This window comes from Lentzea sp. NPDC005914 (assembly GCF_040629405.1).
GTDB lineage: Bacteria > Actinomycetota > Actinomycetes > Mycobacteriales > Pseudonocardiaceae > Lentzea.
On the sequence record NZ_JBEXVQ010000003.1, the window covers coordinates 329,420 to 346,133 of the forward strand.

The window sequence follows — 16,714 nt, forward strand, 5'->3', positions numbered from 1 at the left end:
CGGGCGCTGGTCGCGTCCGCGAAGCGGGCTCGACGTTTCAGAGCTCCGACAGGATCGTGAGGTTCCACCACAGGTCGAGATTGTCGAGAACGTCGATGCCACCCGGCCTTTTCAGCGCGCCGATCGTGAGGGTGCGGGTGTCGACCCACCAGACCTGAGCGTTGCCGTCGGCGAGGAAGCACGTGGTGAACTCGCCGGGCAGCGGGCCGGAGGTGTCGCGGTAGTACAGCGCGTAGTGGATGGGATCGGATTTGGGCCGGCACCCGCCGCGCTCGTCGATCCGCGGGATGCCCCGGCTGGTCACCAACGCCTGGAAGTACGCGTCCTGGGTGGCGCGGTCGCCGAACAGCCGGAACTCGGCCTCGTCCGGCGGCGGATACCTGGGGGCCCAGGAGGTCGTGCCGGTGCAGCGAACGGCGGCGACCGCGCCGCTGTCGGGAGTGGTGGGCACGCAGGGTTCGGCCGTGTTCCGGTAGACGGCCGGCAGGGCGGCCAGCAGCGCGTCGACCTGTGGCGACCGCGTTGTGGTGGTCGCAGACGCACTGCTGGTCGTGCTGCTGGTGGTGCTGCTGCTCGTCGTGCTGCTGGACGTGCCCGACCCGCGCGTCTTGTCGCCGTTGGCGATGATCAGCGCCGTCGCGACGATCCCGACCACCGCAGCGAGGACGCCGCCGACGAGGGCTGCCCGCTTGGCCGGGCTGGGCTGGGTGCGAGTGGGCGGGTACGGCTGGTGGTGCACGGGGACGGTCTGGGAGGCCGGTGGCTGAGGGAACTGCGGCGTGGGCACAGGAGTCAGGGCCTGGGCTGCTGCCCGTGCGAGCGCTCCCGCGGTGGCGTAACGGTCGGCGGGGTTCTTGGCCATGCCCCTCGCGATGACGTCGTCCAGCGCGGCCGGGACCGCCGGGTTCAGCGGGGACGCCTTGGGCGGCGCTTCGTTGAGGTGTGCCCAGATCTGGGCCGCGGTGCCCTCCGCGGTGAACGGGCGCCTGCCCACCAGGCAGGCGAACAGGACGCAGGCCAGGGCGTACACGTCCGCGCGGCCGTCCACCGGGCCGCTTTCGAAGCGTTCCGGGGCCATGTAGTCGAGGGTGCCGACCACCGAGCCGGTCGCCGTCAGACCCGTCGCGGACGGCGAGACGCTGCGGGCGATGCCGAAGTCCACCAGGTACACGAAGTCGCCGGCGGTCACGAGGATGTTCGACGGCTTCACGTCGCGGTGCACGAGCCCGTCGGCGTGCGCGGCGTCCAAGGCGCTCGCCACCTGCTCGACGATGCGCACGGCACGCGCCGGCTCCACGGCCCCCTCGCGGATCACCTCCGACAGGTCACGACCCTCCACGAGCCGCATGTCCAGGTAAAGCCGGTCGTCGATCTCGCCGTAAGCGTGAATCGGGATGACGTGCGGTTCGCGCAGCCGTGCGACGATCCGCGCCTCACGACGGAAGCGGGCGCGGTACTCCTCGTCGTCGTGGTAGCCGGGCGACAACCTTTTGAGCGCCACGAACCGGTCGTGCGCCATGTCGTAGGCCCGGTGCACCTCGCCCATTCCACCCCGGCCGAGCAACTGCTCGATCCGATACGGCCCGAACGTCTCTTCCGTCATCGTCCTCGTGTCCCGAGCGCCCTTGTCCGTTCGAGTCGACGCGCGCCGACCGCCACGGGTTCCACCCGCGGCAGCCTACAAAGTCACGCACAGTGCGATTCGGCATCACAGACCCGAACCTCGATGGCTCACGTGGCGGACGCCGACGGCAAGGAACGGAAGCGTGCACACGGCACCTGAACGCCGTCGTGTCGATACTCCTTCGTCAAGGGATTCGACGCTGTGTCCACATTGGACGCCCGGCCTGACCTGATGGCTGGGGTGTTCTCGTGACGACCTCCTGGTTCGCGTCCGGATGCCGGAAGAAGGCGAGGGAGCACGGCCGCATGGAGCTCATCGACGGGAAACGCTCGCACTCGACCCGCGAGAGTCGTCCTAGACTCGGTCCATGCCGGATCGGGCGCGCAGACGACGGATCGTCGCCGCCGGTCCGAGCGTGCTCCTGGTGCTGACGGTTCTCATCGGGCTCGTGACCAACATCCTCACCGGCGGCGGGTTCAGCTGGTGGCTCGCCGGTGGCCTGCTCGGCCTGGTAGCGCTCGCAGTCGCCTTTCAAGTGCTGTCGGGAGCGGGCGGCGAGACCGCGTCGGCCGGTTCCGAGCGATCGGCTGACCGCGACCCGGTGCTCGAGGCGGGGCTGCGGCTCGCCGAGACGGTGTGGCGGCAGGACGAGGCCGCGCTCGACCAGCTCGTGCGGCACCCGCTCGCCCGGTACGGCCAGGACGAGAGCGACCAGCAGCTGCACGTCCGGTGGGCGGACTGGCAGCCCGGCGGACCGCTGCCTGATCACCGGACCGGGTTCGACGAGTTGTTGTCGCAGCGGCGTCTGGTGATCCTGGGCGCGGCGGGCGCCGGTAAGTCGATCACGGCCATGCAGCTCACCCAGTCGCTGGCCGCCAGGGCGATGGCCGGAGGCGGTTGCTTTCCGGTCCGCGTGAACCTGGTCGACGCTCCCCCGTTGTTCGAGGGCGGCGGTCATCGGGACCTGCCGAGGGCGGCCGGCCTGTTCGACGACTGGCTGGTGCACAAGATCGCCCAGGCGGGTGTGCTGCGGGCACTCGCACGACGGCTGGTCGAGGACGGCCGGATCGTCGTGGTGCTGGACGGGCTCGACGAGGTCGACGCCCCGGCGGCCGTTCCGCAGCGGGCGATGGACATCATCGACGTCCTGAACCACCCGCTGTCCGGGCGGCTCGGGCGGCGGCCCGTCGTGCTCACGTGTCAGACGAGCAGGTACATCGACCTCGCGCGCGGTTCCGGCGAGCAGCGAACCTGGCTGGCCGACGCGCGGGTGATCGAGATCCTGCCGCTGGAGCCCGCCACCGTGATCGCCGAGATCGAACGGCGGTTCGCCGGAGCGCTGGAACCCTGGCAGGCGGTTCTAGAGCGGCTTCGACGGCAGGAGCCCGGCGATCGCTTCGCCGACACGCTGCGGTCGCCGTTGCACCTGTCGCTGCTGATTGATCTCCGACTGGCCGGCTCACCTGTTCCGGACACCTCGGAGGGAATCGAAGAGGCGATCTTCGAGCGGTACCTCAGGACCGTGGCCCGGCGAGACGGCCGGTACACGCCGGCGCAGGTGGCCCGCTGGCTCACTGTTGTGGCGCACCACCTCGCGACGCGGCCGGGCCGGACCCAGGTCGGCAACAGCTTCAACGTGACGGACCTGCGGCGCGCCGTGCTGGGCCGGTTCGTGCGTGTGGTGACCGTCCTGGCCGGCTTTGCGATCGCGGTTCTCGTCGCCGGTCAGGTGGTGGTGCCGCTCGTGCCGCCGGAGCTGCACGGAAATGAAGAGCTGTACCGGACGATCGGCGGGTTCGTCGCGTTCGGCGGAGTTCTGCCGATGTTCGGAAACTCCACCGCGCCCCGGCTCGACCTGCGGCAGCTGCGTCATCGCCACACGTGGACCCGCTTGCTGCGATCGGTAGGTGAGTGGCTCGTCGCGGGCGCGGCCGTAGGTGCCTTCGGAGGTCTGGTGTTCGGACTCCTGCGGCACAGCTCCAACCTGAGCCTGGCGGTCGGGTACACCGCCCTGGAGTTCGCGGCGGCCGGGACCGTGTACGGCCTGGTTCGCGGTGTCGACCTCAACCCCCAGGCGCGCGGCCGTCGCGAGTTCGTCGCCCAGGGACTCGTCTGCACGGCCGTCATGCTGTGCGGGGCCACGGCTATCGGCGCTCTCGCCGGTGCGTTCTTCCGCCCGGACCTCCTCGGCATGTGCGCGGGCCTGGGCCTGCTCGCCGGGCTCGGTGCGGTGGGCACGACGGTCTGGCCCACGTACGTCGTGGCCTGCCTGATCCACCTGCTGACGCGCAACTTCCTGTTCCCTGCCCGGCCGGCCGCGTTCCTGGACTGGGCGCACACAGCGGGGCTCATCCGGGCGACGGGCAACGACGACCAGTTCCGGCACCGGGCGTTGCAGGACTGGCTGCTGACCCGCGCGTCCTGAACCGGCCTTGCCCGCTCGGGCAGCGAAACGGTCCCCGGCGGCCCCGCGAAGGGCCTACGCCGACGAGCTCAGTGCCGTCATCGACGACGATGTGGAGAACCTCGGCCAACTGCTGCGGGTGGCCGAGGTCGCGGACTCGGCGGGGCTGATGGTCGACTCCCCACGCCTCGGCGAACCGACCGTTCTCGACGCGTTCCTCGCCCGGTACTCGTTCTGACCTATGTGGACGCTACGACCGGAACCCGTGGCAGCAGGACGGTCCACAGCGGAGTGGCGTGCCCTGCCGGTTCAACCGGAAGGACACGCCCCTCCACGAGGAGTCAGCCGCACTTGATCCACCACGCCCACCAGTCGCACTCGCTCGGGGCGCAAGAAGTCGCTTTGATCGTGGTCACGAGAACGAGCTTAGGCGTGTCTCTTTTGGACCCCTCAACCGGGGTGCGCGAATCCGATCATGGACGCGGCCAGAAACCCTTGCATACCAGGAGCTTGAGCCATTCGGACCTAGGCGGTGCCGCCATTCAGTGGATCTTCGAAGCCTAGGTGCGCGCGGAGCGTGTCGCGCGTCAGCGCTGCGGAAGACGGGCAGAGGTCCAATGCCCGCAACCACGCGGCAGCAGCAGCCTGCTGATCACCCAGAACACTCAACGCGTGCCCCATGAGGTGGTGTGCTTTCGTGGCTTCGCCGAGCTCGTGGAGCTGCTCAGCCAGGCTGGCCGCCTGGCCCGCGTGCTCGCGCGCCAGGTCCAGTTCGCCCAGGTCGTACTCGATTGCCGCGAGGGTGCACTGCGCCCGGCACGTCTCAACGCGGTCGCCGGTCGTGCGGTGCGCCCGCAGTCCCTGGTGGCAGTACTCCAAGGCGATCTCCGGCTCACCCAGTTCCTGGTGCAGAGCGGCGAGCGCCGTGAGCGTCGTGCCCTGGCCCCGCACGTGCCCGATCTCCAGCCGGATCCTCAACGCCTCGAGGTAAGACGCCCTCGCTTCCTCGAACTCACCGAGCCGGTGCAGCGCCATGCCCATGCGGTGGAACTGGAACCCCTCGCCCTCGCGCAACCCCAGCCGGCGGTGAATCGGAAGTGACTCCTGGTAGTACCGAAGCGCCGTGCGGTCATCGCCGCGTTCGAAGTGGACTATGCCCATGTTGTTCAGGCTCACGGCCTCGCACCACTCGAAGCCGGCCTGCCTGGCCATCTTCAGACTCGCCGTGAACTGCCGGTACGCGTCGTCGAGTCGATGCACGTTGAAATACAGCAGGCCCAAGTTGTTCCGCGTACCCATCTCGGCCACCGCGTCCCCGGTGGACTTCGCGGACTCCAGCGCGATTTCGTGACAGGCGAGCATGTCGTCGTGGTACCCCGACCGCTCGAACACCTCCTGCAACGCCGCGGGCAACCGCCACGCGTGCTCGTGGAGCTCGTTGTCCGCCGCGAGCTTCGTGACCGCGACGACGTTCTCCCGCTCGAGGGCACACCACTCCAGCACCGCCCCGTCGGTGGAGAAGATCACGCGGTCCACCACCGCGCACGAGGCGGGCAAAGGCGGCACCGGAGGGCTCTGCGGGGAGAGCTGGGCGAACACGTCGATGGCCGTCTGCGTGTACCAGGTCAGCAACCGCTCAATCGCCTGATGCCGCTGCCCCGGCGCATCGACTTCTCGCGCGCGCTCACCCGCGTATTCGTGGAGCAGGTCGTGAAACCGGAACCGGTTGGCGATGTCGTGGTCCAGCAGATGCACTCTGGCGAGCAGCTTCAGGCACCGGTTCGCCTTCGAGGACGTGATGTCGGCGAGCGCGGCGGCGGTGTCCTCGTGCAGGCGAGGCCCGGGATGCAGACCGACAGCGCGGAACACCCGTGCGGTATCCGGCGCGAGTGCCTCGTACGACCAGGAGAACGCCGCGTGCAGGCTGTGCGTGTCGGAGTCGTCCTCGTCGCCCGAGATGAGCACGCGGTGCGCCCGGAACTGCCCGGCCAGGTCCGCCAGTGTCTCCTGCGGGCGGTCGGCGACGTGCTGTCCGATGATCTTCAAGGCGAGTGGGAGACCGCCGGACAACCGCGTGAGCTCGTACAACCCCGGCCGATCCTGCGCCACGCGCTCGTGCCCGATCATGCTCTGGAGGAGTTCCGCGCACTCGTCGGGTGCCATCTCCGGCACGGTGATCGCGTACGCCCCTTCGTTGATCACGAGGTCGGGCAGCCTGTCGCGGCTCGTCAGCAGGACGAACGACTCCGCGGCCGCGTCCAGCAGTGACCGCACCTGCTCCGGGTCGCGCACGTTGTCCAGCACCAGCAACACCTTGCGGCCGGCCAGAGCCCTGCGCAGCGCCCGCGACCTGTGCTCGGCGGCGATCGGGATCTGGTCCGCGGGCACCCCCAGCCGTTCGAGGAGCAGCGACAGCGCGTTGCCCGCGGTGAGCGGTTCGTCGGGTCCGTAGCCCCGCATGTCCAGGATCACCCTGCCGTCCGGGAAGTGCTCTCGGCGCAGGTTGGCCCAGTGCACCGCCAGCCTGGTCTTGCCGACCGCGGGCATGCCGTGCAGCACGACGGCGGGCGGGTGCGAGTACGTCCGCGTGTCGAGGAAGGTGTCCAGCCGGTCCAGCAGCGCCACCCTCCCCGTGAACAGCCCGCGCTGGCTGGGGAAGTCGTGTGCCGGCGGGTCCGGTGGCTTCGGTTCGTCCTGGGCGTCGCAGGGTCCTTCGAGCATCCGGGTGTAAAGGCGTTCCAGTTCCAGCGCCGGGGGGCTGCCGTACTCGCTGAGCAGAAGCCGCCGGAACTGGACGTAGAACGCGGTCGCGCCGTTGCGGTCGCCCAAGCCCTCCATCGCCAGCATCCGGAACCGGGCCAGCGTCTCGTCCAGCGGGTGCTGCTCGGTCAGCACCACCAGTTGCTGCAGGACATCGACGTGTTCAGACAGCCGCAGCTGAGCTTCGAACAACGCGTGGTAGGCGCGCAACAGGTCGTTGGCCACCATTGCAGACCGCTTTTCGGTCCCCCATTCACCACGCACGTCCGCGAGCGGAATTCCACTCCACAGGTCGATCGCCTCGGACAGAAGCCGTTTCGCCCGCCAATGATCACCGGCCGAGTTCGCGGCCCGGCCGGCCGCGGTCAAACGACCGAATCGGTGATAGTCGACAAGATCGGAATCCAGATCCAGGCGATATGCGTCGCCCTCGCGACGAACTCGAAACTGGACGCCTGAATTGACAAGCGCCTTTCGCATTCGGCTGATCTGCACCTGCAGGTTCTTGCGCGCGCTGGCCCGGTCGCGGTCCGGCCAGAGGACCTGGAGCAGGGTGTCCACCGAAACCGGACGGGCGACGTTGAGCAGCAGCACGGCCAGGAGTGCACGCTGTTTCAGCGCTCCGAGGTTCGCGGGCTTGGTGCCCACGCGCAGGGTGGTGGGACCGAGGATCGTGAACGCCACAAAGCCACCTCCCTTTTTGCGCAACAAACCTTAACGGCGATCGCCAGCGACGAGGAACCTTTCTGCAACCGAACTGCAAGTTCACCGGCAAAAGTCACCCGGATGCTCTCCATCGACTCCTGGATTTCTCCTCGATATGGAAAGCAGGTCGGGCATGGGCGCAACGGAGTGGCTTGACGTACCGGTGGGAATCAACGCGGACCGGTGGGTCACGCGGCGGAACTGCCGGACGGTGCTCGCCGTCGGGCACACGGTCACCAGCTGCGAGCGGTTGCTCGAAGCGGTGGAACTTCTGGAGTCCGACTGGCGCGTGCAGGTGGTGTGGACGCAGGCACCCGACGCGTTCGGCAACGGCGTGGCCGACTTCCTCCGGTCCACCGGCGGAGTCGTGCTGCCGTGGGAACAGGCCAGGCGTGAGAGCTTCGACCTGGCTCTCGCCTGCGCGTACGGCTCGCTGCACCAGGTGCACGCTCCGGTCGTGGTGATGCCGCACGGGGCGGGGTATGCGAAGGGACGGACGGTTTCCGGGACCATGCGTCCCTACGGCCTGGACGGCCAGCGTCTGCTGCACAACGGAAAGCCCGTCGCGCAACTGGTTGTGTTGTCCCACGACCAGCAGTTGGACGTCCTGAGGGAGCAGTGCCCGGAAGCCGTCGACGTGGCGGAGGTGATCGGGGACCTCTGCTACGACCGGCTCGTCGCGAGTCTTTCTCGCCGTGATGACTACCGCGAGGCCCTGGGGGTGACGCCCGAGCAGGAGCTCCTCGTCGTGGCGTCCACCTGGGGCGCGGGGTCGCTGTTCGGCATGCACCTCGATCTGCTGCCGCGGTTGCTCAGTGAACTACCGTCCGACCGCTTTCGCGTCGCGGTGCTCATCCATCCCGCCGTGTGGTTCGGCCACGGCCCGCGGCAGGTGAGGGCCTGGCTGTCCGACTGCGTCGACGCCGGGTTGGTGTTGTTTCCGCCTGACCTCGACTGGCGGGCGGTGCTCGTGGCCGCGGACTACGCGTTGGGAGACCACGGCTCCACTGCGACCTACGCGGCCGCTATCGGCAGACCGGTGCTCCTCGTCGAGTCACCACCGCAGCTCGCGGTGGCCGACATCGCGCCCCAGGCCAGGCTCGCCGGGCTCGCGCCACGGCTCCGGCTCGACCGACCGGTCCTGGACCAGCTGCGGGACAGCGCCGAGGCGGCAACAGCCATCGCGGAGGCAGTGTCCGCACGGCCCACTCGTGCGGCGGCCAACCTGCGGCGGGCTCTCTACCGGTTGCTGGACCTGCCCCAACCTGGTGCGCACCGCGGACCGGCCCCCGTGCCCGTCCCGCACGCCTGGCACCGGCCATGACGCCCGACCCGGTGGTGCTGGAGGCGGTCGACGGCCGTCTGCCACGAGCCTGCGCACTCGCGGACGTCATCCTGACGTCCGCGCCCAGCGTGGACGTCGATTGGGCGCGCGGGGTGTTCGCCCAACTGCCCGGTCTCACGCTGGTCGTGGTGGAGCTACACGGCGGCCTCACCGCATTCGTCTCACGACAGGGCCAGGCTTTCACCGTTCGCACGCGGGCAGGGCTGGTGGAGGACGTGTACCAGTGGTGGGCAGGCGCCGGTCAGCCCAGCGCGTCCAGCCGTTCCCGCGCGATGCCGGCCGTGGCGGAACCCAGCGAGCGAAACGCCTCCTCCGCCTCCTGGAAATGACCACGTGCGCGTGCTGTTTCTCCTGCAGCACCGGCGATCTCGCCGAGGGCCAGATGAGCCTCGGCTTGGCCGTGCAGGGAGCCGAGCGAGGTCATCGCCCGCATCCCCTCTGCCGCTGCCTCCTCAGCGGAAGCGAGGGCACCGGTGCGGCACAGCGCCACCGCTGACGCGACCAGCGCCCGTGCGGCGTTGTAGGGGTCGGATTCCGCTGCCTCGCCGAGGATCTGGCGGGCACGGGCGAGACCGGCCACCGCTCCCTCCGGCCGGTCCAGGTCCAGCAGGACCAGCCCGAGGTTGACCAACGTCAGGCCGAGCAGCCGCGGCGCGCCGAGTTCCTCAGCCGTCGCGGCTACTCGTTCGTACTGCGCGCGGGCCTCTTCCAGCCGGCCGGTGTCCCAGTACAGGCGAGCGAAACTCCTGCCGGTGTCGCACAGTGCGCGTTGGTTGCCGAGAGCCGCCCACAACCGCATCGACGCGGTGTACTCGTGTTCCGCGTCGTCGTACCTCCCCGCGATCGTGTAAGCCCGGCCGAGGCGCTTGCGCATGTCCGCCTCCGCGAACCTGTTACCCCACAACCGGGCCGCTTCGACGCCGAGCTCGTCCACCGTGAGCCGGTCGCGATAGTGCTTGCACAGCAGGAAGAGCGGCCAAAGCGCGTCCGCCAGGCTCCAGGCGAGCTCGGCAAACCCGTTGTGCAGTGCGGCTTTGCTCACCGCGATCAGGGTCGACCGCTCCTGCTCCAGCCAGGCCAGTGCCTCGTCGCGTCCGGAGAACGAACGCACCTTCAGCGGCGGCTCCGAGTGCGCATAGGAAAGTCGTTCTCGGTACGGCGTAAGGACTTCGTCCGCTTTTCGCGCCGTGGCGAGGTACCACTCGGCGATGCGGCGGAGCGTCGCCCGCACCTCCTCCGCAGACTCGTCCAGCTGCAGCTGTTGCTGGGCGTGCAGGCGCAGGAGGTTGTGGAACCTGTAGCGCTCTTCCGCGGGTTCTTCGATGAGACTGGCCTCCAGCAACGACTCCAGGAGTGCGTCCGCGTCACCGGCCACGGCGGCGGAGGCGACCTCGCCGCAGAACTCCCCGTCGGGGTGCAGGCTCAGCCGGCGGTACAACTTCGCCGCGGCGGGTGTGAGCATCTTGTACGAGAGATCGAAACAAGCCTGCACGGACAGCTCCCCGGACGCTGACAACCTCGCGAGCCTCGACTGCTCGGCCGCGAGCTCGTCGTAGATCCTGCCCACGGACCATCGCGACCGGACCAGCAGACGTGCTGCGGCGACACGGATGGCGATGGGCAGACCACCACACAACGCCACCAGGTCTTCGGATCGTTTTCTCTCCTTGGACACCCGGCTCTCGCCGACGGTCGCCGTCAGCATCGACACGGCGGCCGACGGTGGGAGCGGTCCCACTTCGACGAGGCAGGCACCGTCGGTGACCAGTCCGGTCAACCTGCTCCGGCTGTTGACGACCACCACACTCGCTGGTGAGGCCGGGAACAGCACTCGCGCCTGCGCGGCGGAGAGTGCGTTGTCCAGAACCACCAGCAAGGCCTTGTCCGCTGTCAGCGACCGGTACAGCGCCGCCTGCTCTGCCAAGTGGATCGGCACCCGATCCGGTGGTGTCCCCAGCGCGCGCAGGAACGATCCGAGCGCGTCACCGGGATCGGTCGGCTCGTCGAGGCTGAATCCGTTGAGGTCCACGAACAACTGGCCGTCCGGCAAGTCCAGCGACCTCGCCCAGCGCAACGACAGCGCGGTCTTGCCCACGCCGGCAGGACCGGTCAGCACCACGATCGCCGGCCGTTCGCCGCCAGACGCCCGCCGCGCGGCCTCCAGCACAGCCAGTTCGTCGCCCCGCCCGCTGAACCGCGCCGGCGGAGCGGGGAGCTGCCGCGGGATCGGTGTGCCGGCTCTCTCATGAATGTGCAGACCACCGTGAATCGTCCCGGCCTGCACGACAGAACCGTGGACGACGCCCTGGGCGTGGTTCTGGACCTCTGTTCGTTCCGGCACGGCGCCTCACTGACCGCCGGTGTGGGCTCCACCTTGACCGCGCAACCTGGTGCCGGCTTCGACGAGAAGTGCTCTCACCGTGCCGAACGACAGCCCGTGTTTCCTGCTGAGCGCCCGAATGCTTTTGCCGGCCTCGTATTCGCGGCGAATCATCAGGCCGCCGCGCAGCCGCAGCGGATGGTCGCTGCGGAGGTGCCTGAGCATGTCGCCGAGCGGTTGGTCGCCGGGCTGCGGCTCCGCCGCCGAAATCGAGAAATCGCTCGCCAACTGCTCGGGCGTGATGCCGCAGAACAGCAACAACCCGTGCAGCAACCGGTCGTCGTTCGGCGTCTGAGGGCGGATGCTCTTGGTGACCTCCGCGAGCATCTCCAGCGGATCGGTTCCGTAGAGCCGCGCCAGACGCACCACACGCGTCATCGACGGGCGCCAGGTGGCGTCTTCGAACGAGCGCAACGTGTCAGTGCTGACGCCGATCATGCTGGCGGCCTCTTCCCGGGCGATACCGGAACTCTCCCGCAACCGCACCAGATGTCTGCCGAGCGCGGGCTGATAGGCCTCAAGGTCCTGAAACGAGTCCAACTGCACATCGGACTGAGACTTTGATTCGCCGTCCCCTGGCATCGTCGGAGCCCCCCGGTCTCGCAGGTCACGCACCGCGTGCAGGTCAGGATGATGCGTACTCGTGCAATCGGACAAGGCTTTGCTCCTGTTACGGCCGGACGCAGGGACTTGTAGTTCACCTGTTCAGGCGCAACGAACGCAAAGCGTTGAGAGCACGGTCACGGGCAGACGACAACCCCGCAGGTTTCCGGCGGGTGGCCGGACAAGACGATACTGAGCGCGGTAACGGACTCCCAGCGCCCACGTGTCACACGATCTGGTGCCAATGGGAACATGCCTTTATTCCAAGCCGTTGACAGTCACCGAAACTCGTCCGAATTCGCCGCCAGCTGTCATCTCGTCCACTGTGGATTCCGGCTCGCAGGTAACACCAACTCGTCACTCGACGACGTGCGTGACCGACACGAGTGGGGAGCTGACCATGGCGAGACCGTCGCGAAGAAGCGTGGTGCTGGGAACTGTGCTCGTCGTGATGGCAGCCGCGCTGGACGCGTACTGGACTCACGCCGCGAGCGGCCCGGTGCAGGGCAGGGCCTCCGCTCAGGACGCGCCGGAGCCGCCACGTACGTTCGACCTCTCGCCCGGCCGAAGCGCGGATGTCGTGGTCAGCGACACCTGGTCGATCCACATCCCGGAAGGTGGCGTGTCGTCGGATGCGACGATGACCGTGCGCCCGGTTGACGCATCGGCAGGCCCGACCGGGCCGACCTCGCTCGCAGCGGCCGTGTTCGAGCTGTCGACCGGACAACCCGCCAAGCCCTGGGTCTTCTCGTACCACTTCTCCTCGCCGCTGCCGCAAGGAGAACAGCTCTTCCTGCTCGACGACTCCGGCAACGGCGAGGCCTACGGCGCGAGTCCGGCGACCGCGTCCAGCGACATCCAGCCGGCGACGGTGCGTGAGGCCGTCATGTCCGCCGACAGGAGGTCGGGCACCGTCGAGGTGACGCACCTCAGCTTCAAGGAGTGGATCACCGACGTGGCGGGCAACGTCTACCACGCGATCAACGACTTCTTCGGCCAGAGAGCGGATCCTCCTTCGTGCCAGGGCAAGGTTCCCAGGTGGGTAAAGCAGACCGTGTTCCTCGATGACCAGAACGGTCCGATGCGCGTCTGCGTCGGTGCGGATCCCGCGAACGCCGAAGTGGCGGTTGTCAAGATCGCGAACAACCGCGGTGCCGCCATGCTCGTGACGGCTCCTGTCGCACCGACCTGGGCGTGGCAAAGCGTTCTGGGCGACCAGGCCGAGTCCTGGGTGCCCAACCTCGTGGTGAACGCGCTGCGCACCGTCGGGGTGCCCGAGGCCGAGACCAACCGGACGTATTTGCTGCCACCCGGTCAGCAGGTCCACCTCGGCTTCGACGAGAACTCCCTGGCCGGCCAGGCGGTCATCGCCGCGAAGATCAACCTGGCTACCATCGCGGTCGGGCTCGTGAGCAGGACCATCTCGTCGGTGCTCGACGACAAGACCAGGTGGTGGGACTTCGTGCTGATGGGCGCCTGCCTTGAGGGCACAGCCGCGGACGTGCAGCCCACCGCACCGGCGATCGCGAAGACGCTCACCTCACTCGCGCGCTGTGCCGTCGAACAACCGGAGACGATCCTCGACGTGGCGCGGAAGGCGATGGAACCCGCTGCCTGGCAGGCAAGGTCTCCTGCCATCTACAGCATCGCCAACGCGGCGAAGAAGCTGCTGACGCGGTACCTCCTGATCGCCGAAGCCGCGTTCACCGCGGTGGACATCATCGCGACGCTGTCCCTGCCGCCGGCCGCTTTCACCGTGACCGTGACGGTGACCCGGCAGGTCCTGCGGTTCCGCGGACTCGTCCTCCCACTGAGGCCCGAGTGGGCACCCGAGGCGATCCGCGATCTCGACGGGACGGTGGACGGCTACGTGGTCCGCACCACCGCGGCCTGCCACCCCGTGGAAGGCCCTTACCAGTCGACATATTCGCTGTGCCCGGCCTTCAAGGTTCTCGGCCCCGGCATCATCATCGAGGACTCTCACGGAGTCAGGCCGAGGGCTTACCACCCTGAAGGGCCGTACCACCCAGGACGCGGGCTGGAGCTCTGCGTGACGTCAAAGCCGTCGAGCACTCTTTTCGAAGGCCTTTCCGTCAAACAGGAAAGCCGCTTGGCCGACATCGGCTCACGCAAGGCGAATTATCTGCGGTGGCGAATCTCTTGTACGAATCAGGAGCAACCTTCAACTGAGTCCTTCGTCCAGCGCGACTGGCACCTGCCGACCACGCAGCTGCTGGTCACCGATCCCTGGTCGACCGCGGGACTGGACGAGGCTCTCGCACGGGCGGTCTGGGAGTGAGCTCGTCCGGCGTTCCACCGAGACGAAGCAGTGCCGTCGCCACCAGTGACGACGGCACCTGCTGCTTCCCCCACCGCTCGCGCGGACTACACCTGGTCGGCCTCGACCGTCGTCGCCGGCTGGCTGCCGGGCTTGCGGCGGTCTTCGAGCTTGATGTCGCACTTGCCCACCAGCGCGACACCGGCGCCGATCGTCGTGGCCACCGGGGCGGCCAGCGCTGCGACCAATCCCAGAGCCACCGGCACCTCCAGCACCACGTCGTCCTTGCTGTCACGCACAACCACACGACGGTTGATGCCCTCGCTGACCAGGCCGCGAACTGCGTCGACCACGGAGTCGACGGCGGTGCGGGCGGACTCCGGCTTGGATTCGCTCATGACTCTCCTCGAACTGCGGATCTCCCTTGACGACTCCAGCGTGCCGCAGCCGGGCACCGCTGCCATCAGGGTTCCCCCTGACTCTGCCCGTGATCTGCCCCTCAAGACACCCCGGGTTCAGGACTGACGTGGGCGCGAGTCTCGGTCAGGGCGGTGTCCGGTGCCGAATCCGTCCACATCAGACGTCGGCGCCACAGCCGAACCAGGTGGCTCTCCCCCGATCGGCTGGACGGCACTGGCCAGGTGGCGGGGATTTCAGGCCGGGTCACCGGTGTCCGCGGACGGTGCCGCGACCCGAGGATGGTGGTGATGAAAGGAGTCCTCCTGTGGACAACCAGGAACGCGAACTGATCCTCGGCCTGGCCAACCGGTTGCGGCAGGCCCATCCGGCACCGAAGGACCCGCAGGCGGCGGAGCTGATCGCGCAGTACATCGCGTCTCAGCCGGACTCGCTGTACCTGCTCGTCCAGACGGTCCTGGTGCAGGAAGAGTCGCTGCGCACGCTTCAGGCGCGGGCGGCCCAGGCGCCGAACCCGGCGTTCTCCCAGAACACCGGCCACGGCCAGCCTCAGACGACGGGCGGTTTCCTGTCGCGGCAAGGCCACGACGGATACCCGGCCGAGCAGCCACGGCAGGGCAACGGCTTCTTGAAGACCGCCGGTGTGGCGGCGGCGGGTGTGGCCGGTGGCGCGCTGCTGTTCGCCGGGTTGAACGAGGTGTTCAGCGACGAACCGGAGCACCAGGCCGAGGGTGGTGGCGGCGACAGCGGCTGGGACCTGTTCTAGCGGCGGCCCCTGAGCTGACGGCCTCGGAATCTCCCCCTCCGAGGCCGTCTCCCCACGTCATTTCCTCTTCGGCCAGGGAATCAGCAGCATCAGACCGCCGAACGCGCACAACAGCCCGATCGTCGTCCAGAGCTGCTGCCCCGTCATGAAGCTGCCCTTGAGGTAGCCCAGACCCTGCGCCGTCCACACCCCGCCGAGGAGGAGCAGCACGACCCCGAGTCCGACCACCAGTTTTCTGTTCATGTCGCGCAGCCTACCGGCGGTCCCGCGACGATGAGTCCACAGTGGACTGAGCGCTGCCTCTTGCGGACGGTCAGGCTCCTCCGGTTGACTGCGAGAGTGAAGCAGCGCGAGCAGATCGTGATGTCCGACGAGGAGATCGCCCAGTTCCTGAACGAACAACGGGTCGCGACGCTCGCCACGGTCACTCCGTCCGGACAGCCCCATCTCGTCGCGATGTGGTACGCGGTGATCGACGGCGTCGTGTGGTTCGAGACCAAGGCCAAGTCGCAGAAAGCCGTGAACCTGCGGCGCGACGACAGGGTCACCGTGATGATCGAGACGGGCCACACCTACGACACGTTGCGCGGAGTTTCGCTGGAAGGCCACGCCACGATCGTCGACGATCCCGACGCGTTGTGGGCGGTCGGCGTGAGCGTGTGGGAGCGCTACACCGGGCCCTACACGGAGGAAGCACGGCCGATGGTCGAGTTCATGCTCACCAAACGCGTCGCGGTGCGGGTCGACGTCGCACGGACGCGGTCGTGGGACCACCGCAAGCTCGGCCTGCCTCCGCTCCCCCTCGGCGGCAGCACCGCCGCTTACCTGTGAGTACGTTTGGTTCAAGCGTCAAGTAAATTGGGCGCGTGACCCCGGCCTCCCCCAGCCCCCGGTGGCTGACCTCCGAGCAACGCCTGGCCTGGCTCGACATGGTGCGCGTGCTGACCCGGCTTCCCGCCACGCTCGACGCCCAGCTCGAACGCGACGCCGGCCTGACGTTCTTCGAGTACCACGTCCTGTCGATGCTCTCCGAGCTTCCCGACCGGGCCCTGCGGCTCAGCCGGCTGGCGCAGCTCACCAGCGCGTCGCTGTCACGCCTGTCGAACGTCGTGAAACGGCTGGAGGCTCGCGGCCTCCTGCGCCGCGAACCCGATCCCGACGACGGCCGGGCCAGCCGCGCGGTCCTCACCGACGAGGGCATGGCCGCCGTCGAGCAGGCCGCGCCCGGTCACCTCGCCACGGTCCGCGAACTGGTCGTGGACGCCCTCGACCCGGCGCAACTGGGCCAGCTGCACAACGCCCACGAACGCATCCTCGGCCGGCTCGATCCCGGTTCCGCGACGCGTCCGGAGTGGCTGGAGACCTGACCGGCAGTGCCCGAAAGGGCGATACGACCGGCCTTCAAGTGCGCGCGGCAGGACGGTTCGATCAG

14 protein-coding genes are annotated in these 16,714 nt (G+C 68.6%); 8 read left to right on the plus strand and 6 right to left on the minus strand.

The window, feature by feature from the left end; all coding sequences use genetic code 11:
- Window positions 1-37 precede the first annotated feature (37 nt).
- Complete coding sequence (locus ABZ345_RS06545) at window positions 38-1,603, minus strand: protein kinase (protein ID WP_359843639.1); 1,566 nt, start codon at window positions 1,601-1,603, stop codon at window positions 38-40.
- Window positions 1,604-1,991: 388 nt separating this feature from the next.
- On the opposite strand from ABZ345_RS06545, the gene ABZ345_RS06550 reads away from it, so the two are divergent.
- Window positions 1,992-4,049, plus strand: coding sequence for an NACHT domain-containing protein (locus ABZ345_RS06550; RefSeq protein WP_359843641.1), 2,058 nt, complete (start codon window positions 1,992-1,994; stop codon window positions 4,047-4,049).
- 7 nt (window positions 4,050-4,056) lie between these two features.
- Window positions 4,057-4,266 (plus strand): hypothetical protein, encoded by a 210-nt coding sequence (locus ABZ345_RS06555; protein ID WP_359843643.1) that lies wholly within the window; start codon window positions 4,057-4,059, stop codon window positions 4,264-4,266.
- A gap of 287 nt (window positions 4,267-4,553) precedes the next feature.
- Here ABZ345_RS06555 and ABZ345_RS06560 read toward each other — a convergent pair whose 3' ends face one another.
- Window positions 4,554-7,472: a BTAD domain-containing putative transcriptional regulator gene (locus tag ABZ345_RS06560; protein WP_359843645.1), complete on the minus strand. Its 2,919-nt coding sequence runs from the start codon at window positions 7,470-7,472 to the stop codon at window positions 4,554-4,556.
- Between the two features lie 154 nt (window positions 7,473-7,626).
- Between ABZ345_RS06560 and ABZ345_RS06565 the strand changes: the two genes are divergently transcribed.
- Window positions 7,627-8,817, plus strand: coding sequence for a hypothetical protein (locus tag ABZ345_RS06565; RefSeq protein WP_359843647.1), 1,191 nt, complete (start codon window positions 7,627-7,629; stop codon window positions 8,815-8,817).
- Complete coding sequence (locus ABZ345_RS06570) at window positions 8,814-9,167, plus strand: hypothetical protein (protein ID WP_359843649.1); 354 nt, start codon at window positions 8,814-8,816, stop codon at window positions 9,165-9,167. The genes ABZ345_RS06565 and ABZ345_RS06570 overlap by 4 nt, the downstream gene beginning before the upstream one ends.
- Here ABZ345_RS06570 and ABZ345_RS06575 read toward each other — a convergent pair.
- Together ABZ345_RS06575 and ABZ345_RS06580 are read right to left on the minus strand one after the other, a co-directional pair.
- Window positions 9,080-11,179 (minus strand): tetratricopeptide repeat protein, encoded by a 2,100-nt coding sequence (locus ABZ345_RS06575; protein ID WP_359843651.1) that lies wholly within the window; start codon window positions 11,177-11,179, stop codon window positions 9,080-9,082. The genes ABZ345_RS06570 and ABZ345_RS06575 overlap by 88 nt on opposite strands.
- A gap of 6 nt (window positions 11,180-11,185) precedes the next feature.
- Window positions 11,186-11,758, minus strand: coding sequence for a helix-turn-helix domain-containing protein (locus ABZ345_RS06580; protein WP_359843653.1), 573 nt, complete (start codon window positions 11,756-11,758; stop codon window positions 11,186-11,188).
- Between the two features lie 463 nt (window positions 11,759-12,221).
- Here ABZ345_RS06580 and ABZ345_RS06585 point away from each other — a divergent pair, with 463 nt between their 5' ends.
- Window positions 12,222-14,120 carry a hypothetical protein gene (locus ABZ345_RS06585; protein ID WP_359843655.1) on the plus strand — a complete coding sequence of 633 codons (1,899 nt, stop codon included), beginning with the start codon at window positions 12,222-12,224 and terminating at the stop codon, window positions 14,118-14,120.
- Window positions 14,121-14,206: 86 nt separating this feature from the next.
- Here ABZ345_RS06585 and ABZ345_RS06590 read toward each other — a convergent pair whose 3' ends face one another.
- Window positions 14,207-14,497 carry a DUF4342 domain-containing protein gene (locus tag ABZ345_RS06590; protein ID WP_359843657.1) on the minus strand — a complete coding sequence of 97 codons (291 nt, stop codon included), beginning with the start codon at window positions 14,495-14,497 and terminating at the stop codon, window positions 14,207-14,209.
- 326 nt (window positions 14,498-14,823) lie between these two features.
- Between ABZ345_RS06590 and ABZ345_RS06595 the strand changes: the two genes are divergently transcribed.
- Window positions 14,824-15,282 carry a DUF2076 family protein gene (locus tag ABZ345_RS06595; RefSeq protein ID WP_359843658.1) on the plus strand — a complete coding sequence of 153 codons (459 nt, stop codon included), beginning with the start codon at window positions 14,824-14,826 and terminating at the stop codon, window positions 15,280-15,282.
- 57 nt (window positions 15,283-15,339) lie between these two features.
- On the opposite strand, the gene ABZ345_RS06600 is transcribed toward ABZ345_RS06595, so the two are convergent.
- Window positions 15,340-15,525 carry a hypothetical protein gene (locus ABZ345_RS06600; protein ID WP_359843660.1) on the minus strand — a complete coding sequence of 62 codons (186 nt, stop codon included), beginning with the start codon at window positions 15,523-15,525 and terminating at the stop codon, window positions 15,340-15,342.
- A 120-nt stretch (window positions 15,526-15,645) separates the two neighbouring features.
- Between ABZ345_RS06600 and ABZ345_RS06605 the strand changes: the two genes are divergently transcribed.
- Window positions 15,646-16,113, plus strand: a complete 468-nt coding sequence (locus ABZ345_RS06605) for a PPOX class F420-dependent oxidoreductase (protein ID WP_359843860.1) — start codon at window positions 15,646-15,648, stop codon at window positions 16,111-16,113.
- A gap of 35 nt (window positions 16,114-16,148) precedes the next feature.
- Window positions 16,149-16,649, plus strand: a complete 501-nt coding sequence (locus ABZ345_RS06610; protein ID WP_359843662.1) for a MarR family transcriptional regulator — start codon at window positions 16,149-16,151, stop codon at window positions 16,647-16,649.
- Window positions 16,650-16,714 lie beyond the last annotated feature (65 nt).